Raw genomic sequence first — 24197 nt, forward strand, 5'->3', positions numbered from 1 at the left:
GGAAATTCTCACATCCGGTCGGTATAGATTCCGGACCCCACGAACCAGGTCTCGTCAACGGGAACAACATAGCAGAGTTTGAGACCGGCCTTGCCCGTGTCCGGGTTGAGGTACTCCACGTACACAAACCCGCCCCCGCTCTTTGCAACGGAACACTCCCACGCAGTAACTTTTACGCCGTGACTGTCGGTAAAGTTCATCCGGTTGGTGCCGATCACTTCCGGCTGGAACGGGAGAGCAAGTGTTGTCCCGTTGGTGCCGTAGGCAAAGATATACCGGCTCCCGTCGGCAAATGTCCCGTTCTTGTCATTAAAGTCCGCGATTGCCTTTGTTGCGCCATGCACCCGGGCATATTCCGCTGCCTGCTTCACCCTCCCGACAAGTTCGTCCCGTTCCGAGGTATTGAACCGTGCGGGAATCTCCGGCAGGTAAATCCCCGAACCGACAAACCAGCCGCTGTCCACCGGCTGGGTGTAGGACACCTTGAACTCATCCCGGAAATTGTCACTGGGATTCGGGTAGATATAGTAGACCGTGCCCCCGCCCTCACGGGCAACCTCGGTCTGCCGTTCAATAAATCGTACACCATTGGAATCGGTGATGGCGATACGGTTGGTCCCAAGAAGCCCCTGCTGGTAGGGCAGGGCAATGACGGTCCCGTTCCTCTCGTACGCAAATACGTACAGGTCGCCGTCAATGAACGGGCCGGTTTTGTTGTTGAACTCAGCTACTGCCGCATCCTTCCCGTGCCCGTCTGCATACGCTACAGCCCGTTCGACAAAACGGGTAAGGTTTTTCTGCCGGGCATCAGTTGCCGGTTGTGCAGAGGTCGCAGCAGGGGAGATGTTAGCGTTGCTGTCGGTTTTAGCACTGGTTACGACAACGCGCCAGACTGCCCCGTCGATCCCCGCAGTCTCCCAGACGGCAGTCTTGGTGACGTTCCGGTTCCAGTCCCGGTCCCAGAACGTGTACTTCCCCGAACCGGACGGTTCCTTTGTGATCCGGGCAGATATGTCCTTCACGGAGGAATCTGCATAGACCGGGTCCGATAAGATATTTTTCCCGATCTCCTCCCGGGTTGTATCGTAGATCTCGGTCCCGTCCGCCTGGACCACGCAGACATCATATCCGGTCCGGTTCATCACCGGTTCGATATACCGGCCAAGGAAAGTTTCCGGGGGATAGGTGATATCCAAAAAGCCAAGATATTCACCTGAAGACGAGACAACCGGGTAACTCTGCGAGATTGCCGGCCACCCTTCTTCCATCCGGAAAGCCCGGCCGACAAGCGGGGCCCGGGCGGTATTTGCATCGTCAACCTGTACCCGTCCGCTCAGGTTCAGGCCGGGCTGGACAACCGTATTTTTTGGGACTAAGGTTTTGACGATGCCATCCCGCGATATGACAACAGATGAATACGCCCACGGGTAGTGCCGGAGGTTTTCTGCAAGGACCGTGTCGGCATTTGTGCCGGAAAGGCCGGATACGGAGAGATTGTCTGAAGTATTCTTAAGCCCGGCTTTTAACTCGCCAAGGCCGTTATTGATGGACAACGTGAGCTCAGTGGCAACAGATTTCATATCAGCGGTTTCCGGGCTGGATGCCGGAGCGGTGCACCCCGCAAGCACCAGGAACGTCGCGAGGATGAGAAGAATCACCGCACAGGGATATGCCTTCATATCACTCGTATTGCCGTCAAACCGCAATGAAGATTGTCAAATGACGCCGTGCCGCCCGGAAAACTCAGGCCCGGTTGTGTGCGGTTTTCCTAAAAGAAATGCACATGAACGGGCGTTCACCTCCGGGCCTTATAAAAAAATTCCGGTGAGGGGGTTTCCCCGCCGCAGTCCCATCCTGCCGTGGCAGCGGGGTCCCGTGCAAAGGGACGGGGAAGTATCCGCCCCCATCACCATATCCATACAATCCCATACGGTTCATGAGAAAACACCGGGTGCCCGCGGATAAAAGAGGGGCGTCCGTATCAGATCCCTAGCTGATAACTCCCCTCGCCTTTAACGCAAAATAACACCGGGCACAGGCTTCCACATCGGCACCCGCATCGTGGCTGCCGGAAAATTCAGAGCCGAACACCTGCCGGTGCAGCTCGGTGAGCGTAGGCCATTTGTATCTCGTGCCGGACTTTGTCGGAAGCCTGCACCACGAGATAATCTCCGTGTTTCTCATGGTGCAGAATTTCTGTTTCTCGTGGAGATTCGTTTCAAGCCTGCACCGCAGAAATTCCGTGGTTACAACCGGCAGATCGAATGCGAGATTATGGGCAATGACCGTTGCAGCCTTCTCTACATCGGCATTGAACTGCGGGAGCACGGTATGGAGCGAGGTTCCTTCTTTTTTCGCCCGTTCGGTTGTGATCCCGTGAATTCGCGCAGCGCACCGGGGAATGGTAAAATCCACCGGGTAAATGATAAAACTGTTCCGGCTCGTACAGGTGCCGTCAGTATCGTATAATGCCCAGGCCAGCTGGACCACTCTCGGGTACTTATCGGCAGCGTTCTCTGAGGATTTTGGGAGGCCGGTGGTTTCTGTATCGAGAAAAAGATGCACCATCCGGATATAGGGATAATCGCATTTGGTTTTTTTGCAGGATTATGGTTCTGCCGGTTCATCTTTTCCGGTCAAACGGTGGAGAGACGCAGACAACAAAACAACACGAGTATTACGGAAATTCTGTTTTGACGGAGATTATCACCGGGAAATATATTTATACAGGTTTTACCTTGATACGTGTGAGGAAGGAGTGCAGATGATTTGTCCGAATTGCGGGAAAAATACCCCGGAGGGAAAATTCTGTGAATTCTGCGGAGCATCGCTTCAGGCAGTTCCGGTTCCGGTGTCTCCCCCGCCATCGCCATCAATCCCGGCATCCCAGCCGGCTTCTGTTCCTGCGGTAAAAAAGGAAAAAAATGTGATCATCTCGGCAATAACCTCGGCCATCTGGCCCGGTCTCGGGCAGGCCTATAATGGCAGGGGCGGGTTCGGGGTCTTCCTCTGGTCCTGTTTCTATCTTGTCTACCTGCTCTACACGATCGCATCCCCACAGTTTTATCTCATGGCCATGAGTGCGGACATCCCCTCGTTTAAGAACCTGATTCACAGCCTTGCCCAGCCGGAAGTCTATCTCCTGATCCTCATCGCGATCTGGTGTTATGCGGTCTACGACGCATACCGCTTGGCAAAGAAGATGAACACGGGGGAGGTTGCCTTTGTGGACCTCAATCCCATGCAGATTGTCATATTTATCGTTGGCTCCATCATCATGTCAATCATCATCGGCTCATTTGTCACGTTCTGAAAAAAGAGCCACACCGGTATTTTTTTGTTCTTTTGCAGGTGCAGATTCACAAAACGCATGCCGGATTACCCAGGATCGGGCGTTTCAACTTCCTGCTGACGAATACGGTCCCAAAGGTTTTGCCTGCATTTCTGAGGGAAACAGTTTGCATTTCATTCCGGAACGTATGATATGACAACCGCAACAAGTGCGGAAGGAAAGAGAGAGAAAAAGGGGGCATGTACCGGGGTGTCCGACAGGGTAAGGGCACTCAGTATTTGAGAAACTGCATTCACTGCCATGAAGCCGGGGTACTGATGCAAAGAAAAGGGAAGAGTCTTGATTTAGAGAACGGTTTCAAGCTTCTTTTCGAGGACGTCAAGACCCCTCTTGACATCGTCAAGGTTCTTACCGCCGGTGAGAATGATCTTTCCCGACGAGAAGATCAGGACAACGATCTTTGGATCCGCAATCCGGAAGACAAGCCCGGGGAACTGTTCGGGTTCGTACTCAACATTTTCAACATTGAACGTAACGGTCAGCTTGTTGAGATTGATGTATTTACCAAGATTGTACGAACAGACGATGTTGGTTACCTTGACCCGGGGCTCATCGAGAGGGACGATCCCCGCAGATTTCAACGCTTTGATGACAACTGCAAGCCCGGCTGCGAGCGCAGTTTCATCGCGGGCACCGGTGATCACAATCTTACCAGAAGAGAAGATCAGGCAGGCAATCTTGGGATCCGTAATATGAAAGACGGCGCCCGGAAACCGTTTCGTATTGAGGTCGCAGTTTTCCGTCTTCTCGGTAAACGCTGCAAGATCAATGGACTCCGCGATGGCACCGGATGCAACTATGTTCTCGATCTTCAGGGATTCGTATTTTTTACCGGACATCTCCATTCTATGACGTCCGCTGGAGCATAAGCCTAATGGACAACATTTATGAGAGGTTTGCCGGATGGCACCAGAATACCAGTGAGTCGAGTTTCCCGCCCGGGGAATGGCGCGTAACCGCGTGGCAGTGCAGGCCCGGGCCGGCCGCCAGGAACGGGAGGCCTCAATTAAAAAAACACATAAATCCTGAACCGGCATTGAATTGATTTATGAAGGGAACGCTCGTTGTTTTTTTTGGCTTTATATGTCTGCTCCTTGTCGCTGCCGGGTGCGTATCCGCACCGGAAAGCCCGCCACCACAACCTGCCGCCATTGCCCCGCAGGAAGCACAGCCGGTATATGTCATAGGGGTTGACGGGGATTTTCCGCCGTTCACGTCAATGGATCGCGGGGGGAACTTTTCGGGGCTGGACATCGACGCCGCCCGCTGGGTGGCAGAGCGCAAAGGAATCCAGGTACGGTTTATAGCAATCCCCTGGGAGAATGCAGTTCCATCCCTTGAGTCGAAGACCGTTGATATCATCTGGTCGGGCATGACAATCACGGATGACCGGCGGGAAAAGGTGAATTTCTCGCACCCGTACTTCACCGTGAACCAGACAATTGCGGTCCGATACGGATCCAATGTCACGATGCAGGACCTCTACAACGGCCGGCTCCGGATCGGGGTCCAGGCGGGATCGTCCGAGGCTGACTGGGTGGTAAAAAATCTCATACAGCCGGGAAAGATGCCGGCTTCGAACCTGTCCCGGTTTGCAGACATTTCCACACTGACCATGAACCTTGAGAACGGTACGGTCGATGCATCCATCATCCAGGCCCCGTCCCAGCAGCTGGCGATAGCCGGAAGACCGCTCGCCATTCTCGGCACAACGCCGGCACAGGACAGGTACGCCGTTGCCGTCCGGAAAACCGACCCGGAATTACTTTCCAGGATCAATGACGGGCTTGCACAGCTGGAAAAAGATCCCTACTGGCAGCAGGTGTTGCAGAAGTACGGGCTGGAATGATACAACGGGCCTGCCCGCAACCGCAAAAAAATGCCGGCCCTGGCCGGGAGCATCCCCTTGGATGAATGGAGGGGCACTCCTTGGCCGGGCGCCGGTAAGGGTGGGTTATGCGCCGGGAAATGACTGCCCCGCAGACTGGTCTCCATAGGGCAGGGAGAAGTGAAGCTGCTCAATCTTCCAGCCGCGACCCCGGTTCTGCAGCACCATCGTGGACCTGCCATGAATAGTCTGCTTTTTTGTCCCGTCAATCGTGAACGTCAACGAACTCTTTGACGTTACCCAAGCGATCCTGCCATCGCCAAAGATCTTCCGTTCCGTAAATTCTGCCGCGAGAATGGTTGCCTGGCTCATATCGCGCTTCGTATGCTGCATGAAGTCGGCATGATTCGCGATCACTTCATCGGGTCCGCTGCCAAAGCCGCTGATGTCGCGGGAGAATACCGCTGACAGCCCCTTGATGTCCTTCATCCGGTATGCCGTGACATACGCCTGCATGGTTTCTGTTACTTCAGCTTTCTGAGATTCTGTGAGTGTCATAACAATTGATTGTCGATACCGGTCTATTATCTTTTTTATTGATAGCAGTTGGAAAAAAAGGGACGCAATTATACGCGATAAGATGCCCGGGTTCACGTGATCGTTACCGGCAGATGATGGTAATTGACAAACCCGACCACAAACCACTTGACACTTTGCATGCAACCTTTTTACCATACGTTCAGGTTTTTTACGAATGAACACGTCTGATTTTGGATGCGGAGAGCCGCATTCCCCTACCATGAAACAGCTTGGCTGGACAGAAGAACATGCAAAATCATTCTCAAAATATACCGGACCCTACGTGCCCGGCCGCGTGGTTTGCCGGCAGAAGACGGTATGGGAGGTTTTCATCGAGGGCGGATCGGTTACGGCCGGGATCTCCGGGGCCCTGAAAAAGCTTGGCCGCTTTCCCGCAGTGGGGGATTTTGTCGTACTGCTCCACCAGCCGGAGGCTGGCTCCTCAACAATTGTTGACATCCTTCCGCAGAAGACGGTGTTCACGCGGGGGGCGTCCGGCAGGGAGGGGACGGATCAGGTCATAGCGGCAAATATCGACACGGTATTTATCGTCACCGCAGCAGGCCATGACCTGAATGCCCGGCGGATCGAACGATACCTCGCAATCGCCCACGCGTCCGGTGCCCGCCCGGTGATCGTGATCAACAAATCCGATCTTGCCCCGGATCCTGCAACAATTGCCGATAGCATTATTCCGGTCTCATCCGGCATCCCGGTAATTTCGGTAAGTGCCCTGAACAATGAGGGAATCAACCGGCTCGAACCATTCCTTCTTACGGGAACAACGATCGCCCTTATCGGTTCATCGGGTGTTGGCAAATCCACGCTGATCAACCGGCTCCTTGGCCACAGCGTCCAGGAAACCTCGCAAACCCGGGATTTTGACGGAAGGGGACGGCATACCACAACGGTCCGCCAGCTCTTTGTGCTGGAGGGCGGGGCACTTATGATCGACAACCCCGGCGTGCGGGAGGTTGGTATCGGAACGGCCTCATCCGGCATTGCCGAGACGTTTTCCGAGATCCTTACGCTTGCGGAGGGCTGCCGGTTCTCGGACTGCCGGCACGACCGGGAGCCGGGCTGTGCGGTGCAGGAAGCGGTGAAGAGCGGAACCCTCTCTGCATCCCGGCTGGAGAATTATCACCGGTTACAGCGGGAGCTGGCATTCGAGCAGGAGAAAGCCGGCATCGGACTTGTGCGCTCCGAACGAAAGAAGTGGAAGGGAATTACGAAAATGGCAAAGGAGATCTCGAAAGGAAAAGGGAATTTTTAAAAAGAACCCGGCACAATTTCCGGCAGATGCGGAAACGATGGGGGTGGAGGGAGCGTAAAAGACGGCCAGGCAGGTACAAAATCATCCCCGCCGGGTTTATTTATCGTAAAAAGAGACCGGTGAACGGTTATTTCATGAAAAAATCACCTGTACTTATCCTGGCCGGCCTTGTCTGTCTCATGCTGATAGCTGCCGGCTGCACGAGTCCTTCCGGTACAACGCCGGCAACAACACCCGCTGCCACAACCATTGCCCCGGTAGCATCCGCTCCGGCAGCGGCGGCAGCAACCACACCTGCATCCACCGCTCCACCCTGGTCCGGAACCTGGAATACATCGTTTAGTTCCGGACATGGGATCATTGGCGGGACGCTTGTCCTTATCCAGACCGGGTCATCCGTGACAGGGATCCAGAATAACGGTACATTCACCGCGGTAGTTGAGGGAAACACGCTTACCGGTACCTGGAACGACCGCCCCGGCTTCGGGAACGAGACGGGGATATTCCGGTTAGTACTGGCAAACAATACACGCTCGTTCACCGGGACATGGGCTCCCGCATCTGAAGGCACAGCAGCCCTTGAGAATACGACAAGGACCTGGAGCGGTGTCAGGGCAGTCTCCCCGCCCGCATCCTGGTCCGGAACCTGGAACACGGGATATACTCCCGCGGAAAATGGAACGTTCAATGAGATCCTTGTCCTGACACAGGCCGGTTCTTCCGTGAACGGAACCTACAACAACGGCACCGGAACGGTAAAAGCGGCAGCACAGGGAAACCGGCTTTTCGGTACCTGGTCCGAGACCAGCAGCAACGAGACCTATTCAGGCTCGTTCGATTTTAAACAGTCCGCAGATGGAAAAGCATTCACCGGCCACTGGGTATACGCATCTGAAGGGCCAAAAGCCCTGAGGAATACCACCCAGATCTGGAATGGTGTGAGAGTATAATCCCAAAGGAACAGCCGGGCATCTCATCCCGCCCGTTTTTTTTATTCCGGATCGATTGATCCCTGTAAAAACCCTCCCGGACTATCCTGCAGCCGGGAAAATGGCAGGGGAATAACCATTTCCGTATACCAACCGGATCCAAAAACATATCCAGAAAAGAAGAGAGACGGGATTGTGGATCAGTTCCGGGCATTCATGGCACGGGACCGGATGTACTTCGCTTATGCCATCGGTATATCCCGCACGAAAGGCTTCGGGCAGCGCGGATTGTGTGCAAAGAATTATACCCACTCTCCCGGTCTTTGTTGTGGATTCCGCAATGAGAACGATGATGGGACGGTAAGTCCGGGCGTTTTCTTGTAAATACCTGTCACCATTGCCTAATCGGGGAGCCGGTTTTCTGGAATAAAAGCCCGCCAGGTTTGCGTATCAGGAGAGAGGAAAACCGGCGTACTCAGGATAGTTCGCCGGTACCCGAAAAGAACGATTACCCATTCCCTGCCGGCGTGTGCTGAGGCGGATTCAATTCTGGACCGGGACCAGCCGGATTGACTGGTGAGAACAGCGGGTGTGACAGAGAACGCTTTTTTGGGGATCGGGTGCAATTTTAAAAGAGGATGATGCTATGAAAAAAGAAAACACGATAAAAGTAACAAAGGAGATACGGGACGACATGATCGTATCTATCCGGAATTATTTTTCAAAAGAGCGGGGGGAGGAGGTTGGCGATCTGGCTGCCGGCCTGATGCTGGATTTCATCCTGGAAAAGATTGCCCCGGAATGTTACAACCAGGGCGTCCTGGATTCTCACAAATATATGCAGGATGCTGCAGAAGATCTTCTGTCAATCCGGAAATAACACCGGGCGCAACTCCTCGGACCGGAGGGGGCATCAGCCATTTCCCGCAATACCGGTTCCCGAACCGCGTACAGGAGATTCTCCACGCAGAATAACAGACACGGTATTCACCGGAACAATGCCGGGGTTTACCGGAAGAAAAAAGGGAGGGTTCCTTTTTTAAAGAACGCTTTCAAGCTTCTTTTCGAGGACATCAAGTCCCCTTCTGACATCGTCGAGGTTCTTGCCCCCTGTAAGAATGATCTTTCCTGACGAGAAGATCAGGACAACGATCTTCGGATCCGCAATCCGGAATACCAGCCCGGGAAACTGTTCCGGTTCGTACTCGACATTTTCAACATTGAGCGTAACGGTCAGCTTGTTGAGATTGATGTATTTGCCAAGATTGTACGAGCAGACGATATTGGTTACCTTGACCCTTGGTTCTTTGAGGGGAACAATCCCGGCAGCATTTAACGCTTTCATGACAACAGCAAGCCCGGCTCCGAGCGCCGTTTCATCACGGGCACCGGTGATCACGATCTTGCCGGACGAGAAGATAAGGCACGCAATCTTGGGATCTGTAATATGAAATACCGCCCCGGGAAACCGTTTCGTATTGAGGTCGCAGTTCTCAGTCTTTTCCGTGAAAGCAGCGAGATCAATAGACTCCGCGATGGCACCGGAGGCAACAATGTTTTCGATCTTCAGGGATTCGTATTTTTTACCGGACATCTCCTTTCTATGACGTCCGCGGGAGCATAATACTAACGGATAACATTTATGGGGGGATCGGAGGGATTGAGCCGTCATGCTCAAAAAATATCATACACGTGATTATATTATATTCTGCTGATAGCGGACTCTTAGTATGGATATGATATGCACCCGGCCTGTTGAGGATGAAACGTGTCTTCTGGAAATCGTGGCGTTGTCACAACCGGTCACATTGGATATGCAGGAGCAGAATTGTACCCGCCGGGTCCAATTAACGGGGCTTTACTCGGTTATATCACTTCAAAGGGTAGCACATATTCCGATTCTTCATGGACACAATTTACCAGTGGCATTACGAGTGATCCAAACGTGTACGAATCTGGTTCTCCATACACTACCTTTGATTACGGGGATGATTATCCGTCCACATCTACGGTCTACATGTCTTGAGTTTCCTCGGGAGTGACAAGCGGGAGCACTCTGTATACGGGAAATATTTAACGCAGGTATTATAGGAAATATATTGATAATCAATATTATATTACATACTCCTTAACGAATAGGGATAGTGGAACGCCAATATATGAAAAATGGTCTGCTGGTGAGACAGTAGTTGTAGGAATTCACATGGGAAGATCGTCATCTGTATACAATAGTTTGAATGGGGAGGGGTATCCGGCAGGATCTCAACGGGATAACCCCGCTGACAGGATAAAATACCTTTTTTATGAAACAGGTGGAGTGTGAATGAACCGGCGAGTAACAATCGGCATAATAATCCTCTGGATAATTCTTGGCCTATGTGTTCTTATCCCTGTGAGCATGAAACAAAACGAAGACCAGAAGATGACCCTGAATACGTCACCACCTCATGTGTCACCTTCCCCGGAGGCACCACATGTTCCGGAGGAATGGGTTATTGCGTCATTCGATCTGGGAGAGAAAAACCCGGAGCGAACGGTTTTTTTGAAAAATCCGGTCCTCATGGATACATTCATCAACGAATCGAACGCGGATACCGGGCCTGATAAATACCCGAAAGGACTGGTTCTCGGGTATGTAAAGGACAGGGACGGTTCAATCGTGGTCCTGATGAACCCGGATGAACGGGTAAACCAGACCATTGTCAACAGGGTCTACAGCAATATCTCCGCACGGGGAACGACATTCAACATAACGAGCGTCCCCTGTAAATTTATCCTGATGGATATTGTCGGTACTGAAGCTCCCAAAGACAGGATGCCATGATGGCAACCAGTTGTGGCTTCCTTCAGTACCGGGTTGATCCGGCTCGGATATTCGATCGCGATCCGGATCACCATCGGTTTTTTTCGGGCAGGATGTGAAAGAAATTTTTTACTGCAAATTGTCGGTTGGATTATTCTTAAAAAACCAGTGACCAGATAACCCAGGGTGAGAGGAACAGGGGCGACGAAGGGGAAGTGTGCTAAAAGGGAATTACCCAGGGTCATTGTCGAAGAGGGCTTTGTCGTACTCTCGATCCGGGAGATACACTTGTCCGACCCGCACTCTCTAACGGAAACCGCAACGCAGGTACGTTTTTTCTATCACGATCCGATTGAAATTTTTCACCAGGGTCTGATTGAAAAAAACAGGGTTTGATTGATCCGGATCTGATTTCTGATAAGGATCGTGATCGCGATGGGGAAAAATCCCGGTCCTGCGGTGCTTTCATAGTACAGAAGGTTTGTTTCCGGCGGAGATTTGTCTCAAGCCTGCACCGCAAAAATTTTGGAGTGACCGAAGGCAGATCGAAATCGGGATTATGGGCACGGTCGATGCTCGCTCCACATCGGCGTTGAACTGCGGGAGCACGGTAGAGAGCAAGATCCCATCCCGTTTTGCCCGGTCATGAAGCCGTGAATATTCGCAGAGTCCATGGGAATCGGGAAATCCGCCAAGATAAATGATAAAACTCCTGAGGCTTTCGCAGTCGCCCTCGTTATCGCAGAAGGCTAAGGCCAGCCGGACCACCCGGGATACGTTTCTGTTGCGCTGGTGCAGAGTGTTTGGAGAGGCCGGCGGTTTTTGGTTGCGGGGAAGAGGAACATCACTCGTTTTTGGGCGGGGATTATTTTTGAGAATGAGGAAAGGAGGTAATGTTGCAGGCCGGGGGACGCCGGCAGGACCCGGAAACGTGCACGGTTATTGCAGCAGTATGTATTACCGGTAAGAAGAGACAGGTAAAAGATTGTTTCATGAAAAAAGCCATTGCATTGATTCTTGCGGGCGTAGTCTGTGTCATGATAATCGCCTGCGGCTGCACGGGCACTTCCGGCACCTCACCGGCAACAGTAACGCCGGCAACACGAACCGTTGCTCCGCTCCCGCCTGCCCCGGCAGGAACGGCCGCAACCACAACGGCAGCCACAACCATGTCATGGTCCGGCATCTGGGCTACGACATATAATTTCGGGGAGACCGGGCTGTTTGTCGAGGTTTTTAATATCACCCAGACCGGTTCGACCGTGACGGGAACCTATACCAGCGGCGATGACTGCAGCGGCCCGGCCAATGCAACGGCAGATCTTACCGGCAACTGCTATGGCACGCTCAACGGTACCACGAACGGAGCCCGGCTTACCGGCATGTGGTCCGACACCGACCCCACCGGGACATACACGGGATACTTTGAATTTGAACAGGCAGCGAATGGAAGATCGTTCCACGGCCACTGGGTAGACTTACCGGAGGGACCTGAGGCCCTGAAAAATACCACCCGGTTCTGGAACGGGGTTAAGGTATAATCGCCGGGACAGAGCCGGTATCACTGATTTTTTCTGCGTTTTTACTGATCCCGTATCCGAAATTCCCCATTGCCCCGGTCGGTTTCGGACTCTGCCAATTAAATTCCTTTCACCAGGTTTTGTTTCTGGATGATCTTTGCCAGCCAGACAAAGAGGACGATCACGGCAACAAGCACCAGCACATCTACCCAGGGCGGGTAGACGGCATCGCCGTTCAGTGCGGCATGGAACAGGTCGACAAGGTAGGTGAGCGGGGAGAGGGAGGTAAGAAGAAAGAACGGCCCGGTCAGCTGGCTGAGCGGGATGAAGATTCCTGATATGAACATGAGCGGGAGACGGACAAGGCTTGAGAGCATCATGATGTTCGAAGGGTTATCGGTTGTCGGGGATGCCAGCAGGGTCCCGAGGGCCGCGAATGCAACCGATCCGAGAACAAATCCCAGGGCAAGGAGCCCGGCACCTGCAAGCGGGATGGGAAAGAGCAGTGCACACGCCAGATACACAATGAGCGTGATGGCAAAGCCGAAGATCGCCCCGGCCAGCAGGTCGCCGAGGATGATATTCTCAAGGATGACGGGAAGGGAGACGAGCCGCTCGTAGGTCTTCTCCCGCTTCTCCCACGGGGTGATGAGCGGGCCGACCGACGATGCGGTAAAGAAAAGCATCATGCCCAGAAACCCCGGGAAGAACAGGATGAGATCGAGGTCCCGTCCGATAAAGAACGTGAGGAACATGATGAGCGGGAAGAGCAGGCCGAAGATCACCACCGGGCCCTTGAAGTAATAGATCCGCATGTTCTTCTCGGTAATCACGAGAGTGCTGCGGAAAAAGATCTTCCAGTCCACGGCTCAGGCCCCCGTAGTGAGCTGGACAAACGCTTCTTCAAGCGTGGGGTTCGAGGTTGCAATGGAAACGATCGCCAGGTGGTCCCGCTCTGCAACCCGGGCAAGGTGCTTCACCGCCCGGTCAGGGTCGTCCGTGTACACCCGCCACTTGTCCCCCCACGGTTCCGCCCGGGTGATAAAGGGGGCAAAGAATAATGCCGGCCCCACCGGCTGGTCGAACGATATCTCGACATACCGCGAGGTATCAAAGGTCTTCTTGAGTTTCTCCGGGCTGCCGGTTGCCACGATCTTCCCCCGGTTGATGATGCTGATGGTTGTGCAGAGAGCGTTTGCCTCCTCGATGTTGTGCGTGGTGAGCAGGATCGTGCTGCCCCCGCGGTTCATCTGCCGGACCGTATCGATCACGAGCCTGCGGCTGTACACGTCGAGCCCGGTGGTAGGTTCATCGAGAACAAGGACCGGGGGGGAGTGGACGATGGCGCACGCAATGCTGATCCGCTGGCGCATCCCTTTCGAGAAGGTGCGGACAAGATCGTTTCTCCGCTCCAGGAGCCCGAGTTGTCCGAGGATCTCATGGGCCCGCTTCCTGCGGTCTGCCGTATCCATGCCAAAAAATTTTGCCGTGAGAAGGATGTTCTGCTCTGCGGTGAGATCGCTGTACACCGTGCCGTTCTCCGGAATAACGCCCATCTTCAGCTTTGCGGTGAGCGGGTCTTCCTGCACGTCCGTTCCAAGGATCCGCACCGATCCGGCGTCCGGTGTCAGGACACCGGTTATCATCCGGATCGTTGTCGTCTTCCCGGCCCCGTTCGGTCCGAGGAATCCGAAGATGCCGCCTTCCGGTATGGCAATGCTGACATCGTCAACAGCGGTGATCGGCCCAAAGGTCTTCTGAAGATTCCTTGCAATGATAGCATCCATACCGTGGTGTTCCGGAATCTACATTCTCCGGAATACCTGATGAGGATATCTGTTTTTTCGGGAGATGGTTTCCCCGCGATCCGTCACCTCTTTTAAAAAGACATTGCTGACAAAAAGAGGTCATATCTTACACAGGTGATGCCAAAAAAAATTTTATGATACACCCGGCCCTGCAAGGGGCTCTGGGTACTTCCATTTCCAGAACGCCGGTAAATTTCCGGCCCGGGTGCCAGCGGAGGTATTTTCGGGACCGTCTCCATGGATACACGCGGGGCCGCCCAAAAGTTCCGGAGCGGGAGATCAAAAAGATATACCTGCAAAAAGACACAAAAGAAAAGTATCATGGCGGAAAGACAACGGTGCGCTGTATGCGGGAAAGAGGCCATCGGGTTCCAGTCAATCGGGTGCTGTTTTGCGCATGTCTGCTCAGAGCATGCCGACAGCCTTCTCCTGCACCTGAAACCCGGGGAGAAGAGATCGTCCGGCGAATGTTACGTTGAACGATTCGATACCGCTGACAGCTGATCCTTTCCCTCTCCACCCTGGTACAGGAATCGGATACGAACCTATATCGTCGCATTCCCCTCACCTAAACCATAATGCCAGACCTTGACCCGTTCTTCTTTTCCATCAACACCTGGTCCTTCACCAAACACCGGGTCTGGAACCGGTGCCAGCGCCAGTATTACTTCGAGTACATTGCCCCGTACGTGAAATCGGCACCGGTTGTCAGCCAAGAAAAAATCCGGTGGCTCAAGAATTTCACGTCCAAGTTCGTTGTCCAGGGCCAGCTCATCCACGACATCATCGACCAGCAGATCGAATGCCACTGCACGAACAAGCCGATGGACCTGGACGGGGCGATGAAATCCTTCTCGAAGAAAGTATCGCTCTACCGGGATATCGGCGGCGAGACCTTCACCGAGTACCATAACGGCGAGAAGATCCCCTCCTCATTTTTTTCATACATCGATGCGAACGGGAAGACCTGTCTCCAGACCTTCTTTGGGAAATGGCCGGGCTACGCGACCCGGGAATGCCTCCGGCACGAGCAGTTCGATCATTTCCAGATCGGGGACGTGGGGGTAACGGTCAAGGTGGATTTTGTCGGTAAGATGCCGGACGGCACGCTTGTTCTCACCGACTGGAAGACCGGGCGGGACGATGACGAGTACGAGACGGAACTCCAGATGGCAGCCTATGTGCTCTGGGCTCAGGAATACTACAAGATGAGTGCTGACGAGATCAGCACCGAGCTCGTCTTCCTGAAAACCGGCGCAACAAAACCCTACCGGTTCTACGAGGAACAGTTACACGACATGCAGGAGATGATCCCCAAAGAATATGCAGCGATGAACGCCTCGTATGAGTATGGCAATTTCCCGGCCCGGCCCTCGCAGCGGGAGTGCCTGAGCTGCAGGTTTGCAGAGGTTTGTCCGGATGCCAGGCCCGGGAGAATATGAGTGGAGGAACCTGATGGGAATGGGGAGAATCCAGGACCGGCCAGCCCCCATGAAAATGAGCGGGAGCACGACCGCAGCCTTCAAACCTGACATCGGTCCGGTGTCCGGGCTCAAAGTCCGGCATTGGTGAACAGGGGAGTACTACTCCCCACTCACACGTTACTACGCGGTTGCGACACTGGACGTAGTATTGATATCAAGGTACTGGCCGGTCCGTGTATCGTACTCCGGCCAGTTCACGTTCGTCTTGCCGTTCGGGCTGCCGGTCTTCGCAAATTGTGTCCAGTAGTCCATCATCGTATCTGATACCCTGATACTCGCAGGGTCCGGTTCCCCGGGGAAATGCCGGAAGATGAAGTACAGCTCGCTGCCATGGTATGCCCCATAGGGCTGGCCGGGAAGGGCATACGTGAAGCGGTACAGGTACGTGCTCTGGTTCAGCCCGGCCATGGACCCGGCAACGAGTTTTGAGGCATGGTCAAAGTCGTACACGGTCATGACCCGTTCAGTCTGGGCCTGGACTTCAGCGGGCGTGCCGGCCGGGTACGCTGCAAGGATCTGGTCGGCGTTCTTTCCGAAACGTTCCCGGATATACTGCCGGTACTCGGGGACCGTCATGTTTGCATCGAGCGCAAGCGGTATTCCTTCAGCGGCATTGTTCCCGACAATGAGGGGAACCGGGTTCTGCGTTCCCTGCCGGAAAACTTCCTGCGGGGCGGAGGGAATGATCCAGCCGTCCGTGATCGGCTTGAACTGGATGGTCCGCATGGTCCGGAACGGAGACTTCAGTTCCGGGGTTGCATTGAGGATCTCCATAGCACTGAGCGCCCGCATCTGCTGGATCGTTCCGGAACCGGAGATGTTGAGGCCCCGGGCAAATTCAATCCCGTACTGCTCGGCCTCGCTCCGTGGCCGGAAGACGGTTCCCATTGCATCATCGGAGAAGAACGGGCCGCTCTCGATAATCGCCTGCCGGAAAAGACCTTTGCTCCCCGGGCTCACCAGATGGGCGTAAATACTGTTTCCCCCCGCAGATTCCCCGAATACCGTCACCCGTGACGGGTCGCCTCCGAACGCACCGATGTTCGTATGAACCCACTTCAGGGCAGCCTGCTGGTCGAGGATCCCGTAATTGCCCGAACTGTTATGGGGTGACTCAGCCGTCAGCTCCTCATGTGCCATCCACCCGAGTGCCCCGAGCCGGTAATTGAGCGTGACGACAACAACCCCTTTGTCTGCAAGGGAGCTCCCGTCAAAGAGCGCCTGGGATCCGGCCCCGGTCTTCCACGCACCCCCGTGGATAAAGACCATGACGGGGAGTTTTTCGTCCGGGTTCTTTGCCGGTGTCCAGACGTTTAAGGACAGGCAGTCCTCGCTCATGACCGGCATTACATCGAATTCGCCTGATTTCGGCTGGGGACATACTGCACCATACTCTGTCGCGTTCCGCACGCCGGGCCATGGCTGGACCGCTGCCGGGGGTTTCCACCGGAGGTCCCCGACCGGGGCCGCTGCATAGGGAATGCCCCGGTAGACCGTGATGCCATTCTCCGTTGTTCCCTGGAGCGAGCCGGCATCGGTTGTTACAACGCCAGCCCCCGTTAAAACCGGGCCGGGCCCTGGATTTTTCTGGATGCACCCGGCAACCAGTACGAGACCGGCAATCAAAAGAAAAACCTGTATACAAATTGCCAAATCCGTAATTTTCCCTGCGGTTGTCATGGGTATCTGACTTTTTCAGTTGGATTATGACGAAATTAACCTGTCGGATTTTACCGGGGAGTGGTTCCGGATGCTGTACCGGAGCGGGCAAAAAGAGGATTGCGTCGGTACCGGGGCCGGACGCAGGGAATTTGGATCTGGAGAGGCCAATACCGTACATTTCCCTGCGGGATTATTGATACTCCGGATTCCCCGGTGCATTACCGTGATTGAAAAAGCGGAAGGTACCCGGTGATAAAAGGTTTATACCCACTCCCCGAATTGCTCCCTGTGGATGACCGGGGGTTGTCCCAAAAGAAGAGAACGGGTTCACCAAGCGACGAACTTTGTGTTGAACCCGGTCCCGCCCGCAGGCATGTGATTATTATCTTTCATTATTATGAACGTTTTCCCGTGCCTCCGAGCATAGCGTATCGAAAAAAAGGAGGTATGAAAAAATGAAACTTTTCAAATGGAGCGTCGTTCTGCTGGCACTATTGCTGGCAGCGATGGCGATGGTCCCGATAGTGAACGCGGAAGAGCAATCAGATTCACGACACACTTCACTGTTATCCCAATTGAAACCAGATGATTCACAAACAAAAATTGTAATCCAAAATGGTTTCAGTCTTACTGACAACTTGACCCAGACGGGAATACCGCAAGGATCAATCATTCAGCATTCGGATGATGGAATCACCAGGGTATTTGATTCTCAAGGGAAACAAATCTCCATTTCAAAAGATAGTGAATCCCCGCAGATTCCCACACCCGATGGATATATTTCTGCAATTGACATTACTCAGGTTCCGGATGGATCGTATATTCATGTGAACGATAACGGAATCACAGATGTGTATTTGAATGAGAAAAGGATCTTAACGGTAATATCTCCACCAGGCAAGAAAAAAACCATTCGATCTGCCAACGGTTGGATTGAATCTTCGCAAGCGGGAGGAATATCCCAACTGGGTCAGTTTACTGCTGACTGGAAAGTGCCATCATCTCCGCCAAATCTACAGACAACAGCAATCAATTATATTTTCAATGAAATTCAGCCGGAAGGCAGCATTGGAATTGTTCAGCCAGTACTTGAATACAATGTAGGAGGAACCCATATGTGGACAGGTGCTCCATGGTATGTCGACACTAATTGGAGAGGATGGCGTGGCACCCCTATAAGTACCCAGGTTGGCAACAATGTCAGAGGGATATTGGGATGGAATTCCAATCTGAACCGGTGGAATATTATCTTCATGGATTTAACAAACGGTGGATATTCATCCAGCTTCTCTACCAATGCCCCAAATATCAGAACAAATAATGTGAGGGCGGTTTGTGCACTGGAAGGAAAAACCATCAATAACGACAACGATGTTTCAGGAAAAATTATCTTTAAAAACATGAATTTTAAAGATGTAAACTTAAACCCGGTTTCATTTACATGGAACCGGCAGGTATCCACAAATATGGGATTGACAAATCTGGATGTTACATGGACGGGTATGACACCCGTGACTCTGTGGACAAATAATAATTAATATTTTTTATCTTGAGGAATTGAGGGAATGAGACCGATTTACAAGAAAACCGGATACATACTGTTGGGAGTGATAATTTTGTTGGCTATACTGGGGGTTGGTTGCCTCGGGCCCGGCCAGCAACCGGGTCAACCGAACAGTGCATCGGTAAAATGTCCGGTATCTCTTGAATCAGGACAAAACCTGATCATTAACGAGACACAGAATAATGCAACGATTTGTGCCGGCCTCAACAGCTCGATACTGATCAGGCTTCCTGACGTCAGCAGAACCGGACATACATGGATTATCACCGGAAGTCCAGGTCTCCAGATATATGATGAAGGAGTCACCTGGTACGATGAGAAAGGGACGCCCCCGATATCATTAATTGAATATGGAATTCATGAGTGGAATGTCACAACAAAAGAAACAGGGGTGCAATCAATAAAAGCAATTCTTCGCTTTTCGGGGACAGAGAATATGAGTACGGACCGGATGTTCAATATGACGATTATAGTAAAATAAGTTCCAGTTTTTTGTCAATTACCACACTCCGCCGCGGGTACCGTCGTGCCGCAACCCAATGGGGTGAGATACATTCGTGAACAAGCAAAGAAGCCATACCGGTTTTACGAGGACCGGTTACGCGAGATACAGGAGATGATCCCCCGGGAATATGAAGTGATGAATGCCTCGTGTGAGTACGGGGATTTCCCGGTGAACCCGTCGCAGCGGGAGTGCCTGAGTTGTAAGTTTGCGGAGGTTTGTCCGGAGGCAAAGGTTGGGAGAATATGAGAGGGTATAGTGTGCTGGAAATCAGGGCAATCAAAACAGGCCTGCCGTATCTCTTGCTCCACACAAGATTCGATATATTTACCTGAGCATATAATAAAACAACGAAAGATTCAGGAGGCAAATGTATATGGCAAAACCGATTGAGATCGGACTCGTACTCGAAGGCGAGGATGCAATAGCGTTCCAGGAGTACCTGGAGCACCCGACATTTACCCGTGAAGGCCTGAACCTGATGCGTGAAGCAAAGCGCGACGCAGAGCATGCCGGGCATGACTGAACCGTGCGTTGAGAATGACCTCCCCCATCCCTTTTGAAGATCTTGAATTTTTTTATATGATAATCTGAGTAAGAAGGTAATCGGTCTCAGGGATAGGGCTTGCGAGGGCCCGTCTTTTTGATAATCCCCTTCTTCCTCAACTCGATATAGTATCGTGAACAGGCCATTCTTATCTGGGAGTGGCCACATTGCTTCAGGGCTATTCTTTTTTCACGTATTCAGGTACCGGTCATCATCAGGCCAGATTATCCGGCTTCACGCTATTATTCATCCGCATCTGCATCCGGGCAACTATCCTGTCAGCTCACATCTGAGGGTACATTCGCCATCCTCCCGAAGTTCCTTTATACTCTCCAGCATAAACAGTGAAATGATACAGGTATGACTGCAATCCCCCGAAAATATATCACGGATGCCAGGAGCCGGAAGCAGGCGGTGATAGTCGACCTTGAAACATTCAACCGGATGGAGTCTATCATCGAGAATAACGGGCTGGCAAAATTTATGGAAGAAGCAGAGTCTGATGAGACGCTTTCCGTGAACGAAGCAAAGAAACACTACCGGTCATTAAAAAAGGTTTGAAATGCCGGCTTGCGGCTACAAGAAACTATTCCTAAAAGATCTCGCTGAACTACCAAAACGGCCTCGTTCCCGGATCGAACGGCTGGTATTTGATCAGATTCCCGGGTCAGAGAATTTTTTTTCGATTTAATATCGACAAAATGAAAGGGTATGAGCAATACTATCGTATCCGCGTTGGACAATACCGGATCGGTTGTAAGATTACGGATGACAATACGATCATATTCTACCGGGTAAAGAGCCGGGAAGAGATTTACCGGTCTTTTCCGTAATACGTACGTCCCCGACGGTGCGATTGGCTGCACCCTGTGCAGCGGATTTTTGCTGGTCGCATTGCCGGCTCAGGGCGCAGATATAAAATCCCGCTTTCCATCGGCATTACCTTTGCGAGCCCAGACCACCGTTTTCCCGGACACCCCCCGGAAAATCCGGCCCCCGTATTCGCGTTCTTTTCGCGTTTCTTAGTAAAAACCACCCATGGCAGAGCACCGGAAAAGAGGCTGCCGGACCACCGTTTGGGGCCATTCTACGAGGTGCATTTCAGCCGATTTTTGGCAAAATACCCAATTTACAGGCGATTTTTCCACGCGAACAGAATCCGGGCCCAAATTGCTGTCCACCGGGAGGGCCGGGAATACCGGGAACGGAAACGGAGCCCTGTACGGGCTTGTTTTGGCATGGGGGGATGGTGAGGGAGGAGGGAACCGGGACCGGGGGGGCCTGCAGGGTATGTGGATTCTGAGGGATAGGATCCGTCGCCAGATTACAAGAGGTAAAAATTTCAGTTTTTTTATGTTTACGACACAAGTTAATATTTTACGAAGATAGAGTCCAATCATTGATCTTTTGTTGTAAAACCTTTGGTTCGATCAGACCTATATCCTTCAACAGGTCTCTGTCGGTACTGAAAAAATTTTCATATATCGTTTCATATGTTTTTATATCCAATTTTGGAACACGTTCCGGTTGCTCCCAATGAAGAAATAGAATCGATTCATTCATTTTGATGTTTTTATAGTACTCGTTAAAGTACGTTTGAGCTTTTGGATCTTGAACCTCAAATGCGGGTTGAATAAAATCCGGGTGATGATCTAGATAAAAACCGACAATTATTTTTCGCTGGATCGGACTAACTAGAATATCCTCAACTTCATGATAACACATTTGAATTGCTGATTTTGAATACAGATATATATTCAGACTAAAGTCCATCTGATTATTCGGTTGGATTTTAACTTCCTGTAATTTTAAATAAAGATCAACACAGATTTTCAATGAATTGAGTAAGTCTTTTTGAATTTCACGTAAAGGTCGATCTTCCTGTACAGCGATTTGTCCAAGATATTCACTTAAAGGATATGTAAAAATAATTGAAAAATGCGATCCGCATCCCAATTTCTGAACCATTATAGCGCATAGATCGGTCATACCCCGATTCTGAAAATCTGTGTTTATCTGATGTAACACTGATCTCCCCAAACACCGAACAATCTGAGGAAAATATTCAACATCTTTTTTGGCCCAGCTCGAATAAGCCTGACAGGACTTCCGATTTGAACATAACAATCGTAATCCTGTAGAAATATGATATTTATTTACAAGTTTGTTGGCGATATTTTCAGCTAGCTCGTTAGATTTCATTAACGATTCTGCCAGGTCTCGCGAAAATTTCTCTTCACTTTCTTTTCTCACATAATTTTCATAAAAAAAACTCACAACTGCAGCAACCATGAATGCTGCCCCGATTGTTTCCAGAATCTTCACTATCAACTCACGGTTAGGATATTCGGATGGAACAAATGCTATCAAACAAAATGAAACAATACCTAATACGATTAATAATACTAGTTTTAAATTCAAGTATGATTTTGGTGATTTGTCTTTCACGATACCTGTTGAGCCAATTCCGATATCATCACTCATAATATTTTTATATTATGATATATTCGAAATTAATATTTCTAATTATTCTTGTAAAAACCTGGGCATTGTTTTTTTGGTAATAGACAATATTGATAAATTTCTCTACGGCATCGGTAGATACCGTTGCCTTCATCTTCATAATGTAATCACATAATCCATCCGGAGTAATTATATCAATATCACCGCCAAAATTTCCGTCAAGATTGATCTCTTTCAAGGATACAACAACAAAAGATAATTGAGGACCGTCAAGAATCCAAGAATAATAATTATCCCGGATATATTCTCTCAATGCAAAACCAATGCGATTAACCTGCAGGCGAATCCGGTCTAGATTATTTTTGAAATTTGAAGTAGTACAATTCTTTGTTTCCAGCACGAAAAAGCCGGTCGGACCTGCAATGATATGATCAATCTGGCATGACCAGACTTTTCGACCGGTCTTTACCCAGAATAACGGGGGTGAAAAACGAAGTATGATATCATTCAATACATGGTAATCATCCGGCAACCGGTTTAACACCTTGATAACTGTTTCTTCTCCTTCCGCCCCGAAAAGATACGTCTTGTTTTTTTTCAGGAAATCATATGCCTGTGCAAGATTATCACATTCTTTTTGGATTACGGAATCCCTGTTATGGATCTGCTGAATCTTTCGGAATCCGACATCATTCAGGTCTCTGGATAACCTGACAAAGGGATGCTGAATATGATGATTCCGTAATGCAATTGCAATCCAATACTGAAGTCGGTAGCCAGCTCGGATGAAAAAATTCCCAGCAGTCAAACTCTTATCTTTCAGTTCTCTGATATTACTATCAACATCTCTGGTCTTTTCAGCGATGCCATTCTGCAACTGCCGGTCCATGTGGAATTCATCATCTTCCAGTTTAAAGATAATTTCATCATATGGTCGGGCGACGGTTGTTCTGGTTTCGGCAAGAATATCTTCATAATAAAAGTAAAAATGCTGGATCTCGTCATAGGTTATAAATTTTGTTGCCAAAAAGGGATTCATCCCTTTAATGAGATATTGGGTGCTGTTGGATCTGCGGTAGAATTTTGCCATTTTTCATCTGCACCCCGATAACAAGACCTTCCTTCTTTGATAATCAGGTAATTAAGTTATACGGCATAATAGGTTTGTTACGGGGCATCCGGGTATGTTGGATTATATAGGTAATCCGGGCCCGCTACGGACACTGCTTACCCATTTCTCCGGATTCAGAGGGAATAATTCCGGAAAATGGGGGTGAGTTTCGGCTGTTTTTATCGTTTTTACGCCGGAGACGGGAGGTCATATGTAGCCATGTTTGGAGGGGCGATCCCTGAACGGATCGGACCTGAGTAAGCAGGATGAAAAGAAGAATTATTACTCATTCGCAAAAAGTGCATTAATCTCTACGGTAATGGTTTCAAGAATCCCAATTGCCCAAGCAGGCGGATAAATACTTTGATTACGACGATGCGACGCACGATTGCGGATAGATCTTAAAGCATCCCAGCGCTGGATTTTTTCAGCATCATTAAATCCGTTCGTCTTGAGGAATAAAATCAGATCTGAAAAACGTTCACTTTTTTGTGAATATCCCATTTTTCGGCATTTGAGAAGAAGTGCAGTTTCTCCAGTTCGAGATAGCTGATCTGTTGCGAGAGTGTACAATGGATAAAAATAATAGGAATATATCATCGTTCCACCTACATTTCGCAGGACTCCCTCACGAAATAATAATTTCTAAAAGCGGGACCCATGATGTTGAGGATGTCCAGAGTTTCGTCCTCCAGATTCACGATAAACCGTTTGCTTTGAGAATTCACAGATAGAATAACTTCGGCCGGTCTCATAAAAATAGTAAAAATCC

General features: G+C 51.0%; 25 protein-coding genes. 14 read left to right on the forward strand and 11 right to left on the reverse strand.

The window, feature by feature from the left end; genetic code table 11:
- Positions 1-8: 8 nt before the first annotated feature.
- Complete coding sequence (locus tag WC598_RS09460; protein WP_372961248.1) at positions 9-1679, reverse strand: cache domain-containing protein; 1671 nt, start codon at positions 1677-1679, stop codon at positions 9-11.
- Positions 1680-1989: 310 nt separating this feature from the next.
- Positions 1990-2568 carry an exonuclease domain-containing protein gene (locus tag WC598_RS09465; RefSeq protein WP_372961249.1) on the reverse strand — a complete coding sequence of 193 codons (579 nt, stop codon included), beginning with the start codon at positions 2566-2568 and terminating at the stop codon, positions 1990-1992.
- 196 nt (positions 2569-2764) lie between these two features.
- Here WC598_RS09465 and WC598_RS09470 point away from each other — a divergent pair, with 196 nt between their 5' ends.
- Positions 2765-3313, forward strand: coding sequence for a hypothetical protein (locus WC598_RS09470; protein ID WP_372961250.1), 549 nt, complete (start codon positions 2765-2767; stop codon positions 3311-3313).
- A gap of 323 nt (positions 3314-3636) precedes the next feature.
- Here WC598_RS09470 and WC598_RS09475 read toward each other — a convergent pair whose 3' ends face one another.
- Positions 3637-4191 carry a TATA-box-binding protein gene (locus WC598_RS09475; protein ID WP_372961251.1) on the reverse strand — a complete coding sequence of 185 codons (555 nt, stop codon included), beginning with the start codon at positions 4189-4191 and terminating at the stop codon, positions 3637-3639.
- A gap of 209 nt (positions 4192-4400) precedes the next feature.
- Between WC598_RS09475 and WC598_RS09480 the strand changes: the two genes are divergently transcribed.
- Positions 4401-5201, forward strand: a complete 801-nt coding sequence (locus tag WC598_RS09480) for an ABC transporter substrate-binding protein (RefSeq protein WP_372961252.1) — start codon at positions 4401-4403, stop codon at positions 5199-5201.
- Positions 5202-5306: 105 nt separating this feature from the next.
- Here the strand turns inward: WC598_RS09480 and WC598_RS09485 are convergent, their stop codons facing one another.
- Positions 5307-5738 (reverse strand): nuclear transport factor 2 family protein, encoded by a 432-nt coding sequence (locus WC598_RS09485; RefSeq protein ID WP_372961253.1) that lies wholly within the window; start codon positions 5736-5738, stop codon positions 5307-5309.
- 196 nt (positions 5739-5934) lie between these two features.
- Between WC598_RS09485 and rsgA the strand changes: the two genes are divergently transcribed.
- From rsgA to WC598_RS09500, 3 genes are all read left to right on the forward strand, one after another.
- The gene (gene rsgA / locus WC598_RS09490; RefSeq protein ID WP_372961254.1) at positions 5935-7032 is read left to right on the forward strand and encodes a ribosome small subunit-dependent GTPase A; all 1098 of its coding nucleotides are present in this window, start codon (positions 5935-5937) and stop codon (positions 7030-7032) included.
- A gap of 134 nt (positions 7033-7166) precedes the next feature.
- The gene (locus WC598_RS09495) at positions 7167-7982 is read left to right on the forward strand and encodes a hypothetical protein (protein WP_372961255.1); all 816 of its coding nucleotides are present in this window, start codon (positions 7167-7169) and stop codon (positions 7980-7982) included.
- Positions 7983-8607: 625 nt separating this feature from the next.
- Positions 8608-8841: a DUF2164 domain-containing protein gene (locus WC598_RS09500; protein ID WP_372961256.1), complete on the forward strand. Its 234-nt coding sequence runs from the start codon at positions 8608-8610 to the stop codon at positions 8839-8841.
- A gap of 159 nt (positions 8842-9000) precedes the next feature.
- Here WC598_RS09500 and WC598_RS09505 read toward each other — a convergent pair whose 3' ends face one another.
- The gene (locus WC598_RS09505; protein WP_372961257.1) at positions 9001-9555 is read right to left on the reverse strand and encodes a TATA-box-binding protein; all 555 of its coding nucleotides are present in this window, start codon (positions 9553-9555) and stop codon (positions 9001-9003) included.
- 804 nt (positions 9556-10359) lie between these two features.
- Here WC598_RS09505 and WC598_RS09510 point away from each other — a divergent pair.
- Positions 10360-10785, forward strand: coding sequence for a hypothetical protein (locus WC598_RS09510; protein ID WP_372961258.1), 426 nt, complete (start codon positions 10360-10362; stop codon positions 10783-10785).
- An 872-nt stretch (positions 10786-11657) separates the two neighbouring features.
- Positions 11658-12305, forward strand: a complete 648-nt coding sequence (locus WC598_RS09515) for a hypothetical protein (protein WP_372961259.1) — start codon at positions 11658-11660, stop codon at positions 12303-12305.
- A 98-nt stretch (positions 12306-12403) separates the two neighbouring features.
- Here the strand turns inward: WC598_RS09515 and WC598_RS09520 are convergent, their stop codons facing one another.
- Positions 12404-13150 carry an ABC transporter permease gene (locus WC598_RS09520; RefSeq protein ID WP_372961260.1) on the reverse strand — a complete coding sequence of 249 codons (747 nt, stop codon included), beginning with the start codon at positions 13148-13150 and terminating at the stop codon, positions 12404-12406.
- Between the two features lie 3 nt (positions 13151-13153).
- Positions 13154-14071 (reverse strand): ABC transporter ATP-binding protein, encoded by a 918-nt coding sequence (locus tag WC598_RS09525; RefSeq protein WP_372961261.1) that lies wholly within the window; start codon positions 14069-14071, stop codon positions 13154-13156.
- Between the two features lie 342 nt (positions 14072-14413).
- On the opposite strand from WC598_RS09525, the gene WC598_RS09530 reads away from it, so the two are divergent.
- Both WC598_RS09530 and WC598_RS09535 read left to right on the forward strand, forming a co-directional pair.
- Positions 14414-14596 carry a hypothetical protein gene (locus tag WC598_RS09530; protein WP_372961262.1) on the forward strand — a complete coding sequence of 61 codons (183 nt, stop codon included), beginning with the start codon at positions 14414-14416 and terminating at the stop codon, positions 14594-14596.
- 74 nt (positions 14597-14670) lie between these two features.
- Positions 14671-15534: a RecB family exonuclease gene (locus WC598_RS09535; RefSeq protein WP_372961263.1), complete on the forward strand. Its 864-nt coding sequence runs from the start codon at positions 14671-14673 to the stop codon at positions 15532-15534.
- Positions 15535-15696: 162 nt separating this feature from the next.
- On the opposite strand, the gene WC598_RS09540 is transcribed toward WC598_RS09535, so the two are convergent.
- Positions 15697-17229 (reverse strand): carboxylesterase/lipase family protein, encoded by a 1533-nt coding sequence (locus tag WC598_RS09540; RefSeq protein ID WP_372961264.1) that lies wholly within the window; start codon positions 17227-17229, stop codon positions 15697-15699.
- 464 nt (positions 17230-17693) lie between these two features.
- Between WC598_RS09540 and WC598_RS09545 the strand changes: the two genes are divergently transcribed.
- The 5 genes from WC598_RS09545 to WC598_RS09565 all read left to right on the forward strand — a co-directional run bounded on the left by WC598_RS09545 (position 17694) and on the right by WC598_RS09565 (position 20684).
- Positions 17694-18776, forward strand: a complete 1083-nt coding sequence (locus tag WC598_RS09545; protein WP_372961265.1) for a hypothetical protein — start codon at positions 17694-17696, stop codon at positions 18774-18776.
- A gap of 27 nt (positions 18777-18803) precedes the next feature.
- The gene (locus WC598_RS09550; RefSeq protein ID WP_372961266.1) at positions 18804-19283 is read left to right on the forward strand and encodes a hypothetical protein; all 480 of its coding nucleotides are present in this window, start codon (positions 18804-18806) and stop codon (positions 19281-19283) included.
- Positions 19284-19680: 397 nt separating this feature from the next.
- Positions 19681-19830, forward strand: coding sequence for a hypothetical protein (locus tag WC598_RS09555; protein WP_372961267.1), 150 nt, complete (start codon positions 19681-19683; stop codon positions 19828-19830).
- A 381-nt stretch (positions 19831-20211) separates the two neighbouring features.
- Positions 20212-20412 (forward strand): hypothetical protein, encoded by a 201-nt coding sequence (locus tag WC598_RS09560; RefSeq protein WP_372961268.1) that lies wholly within the window; start codon positions 20212-20214, stop codon positions 20410-20412.
- A 140-nt stretch (positions 20413-20552) separates the two neighbouring features.
- Positions 20553-20684, forward strand: a complete 132-nt coding sequence (locus tag WC598_RS09565; protein WP_372961269.1) for a type II toxin-antitoxin system RelE/ParE family toxin — start codon at positions 20553-20555, stop codon at positions 20682-20684.
- A gap of 544 nt (positions 20685-21228) precedes the next feature.
- On the opposite strand, the gene WC598_RS09570 is transcribed toward WC598_RS09565, so the two are convergent.
- The 3 genes from WC598_RS09570 to WC598_RS09580 form a co-directional block, all read right to left on the reverse strand.
- Positions 21229-22335 carry a hypothetical protein gene (locus tag WC598_RS09570; protein WP_372961270.1) on the reverse strand — a complete coding sequence of 369 codons (1107 nt, stop codon included), beginning with the start codon at positions 22333-22335 and terminating at the stop codon, positions 21229-21231.
- A 7-nt stretch (positions 22336-22342) separates the two neighbouring features.
- On the reverse strand, positions 22343-23404 hold the full coding sequence (locus WC598_RS09575) for a nuclease-related domain-containing protein (RefSeq protein ID WP_372961271.1): 1062 nt from the start codon (positions 23402-23404) through the stop codon (positions 22343-22345).
- Positions 23405-23707: 303 nt separating this feature from the next.
- Positions 23708-23998, reverse strand: coding sequence for a hypothetical protein (locus WC598_RS09580; protein WP_372961272.1), 291 nt, complete (start codon positions 23996-23998; stop codon positions 23708-23710).
- Positions 23999-24197 lie beyond the last annotated feature (199 nt).

The organism is Methanoregula sp. (assembly GCF_041645475.1).
Lineage (GTDB): Archaea > Halobacteriota > Methanomicrobia > Methanomicrobiales > Methanospirillaceae > Methanoregula.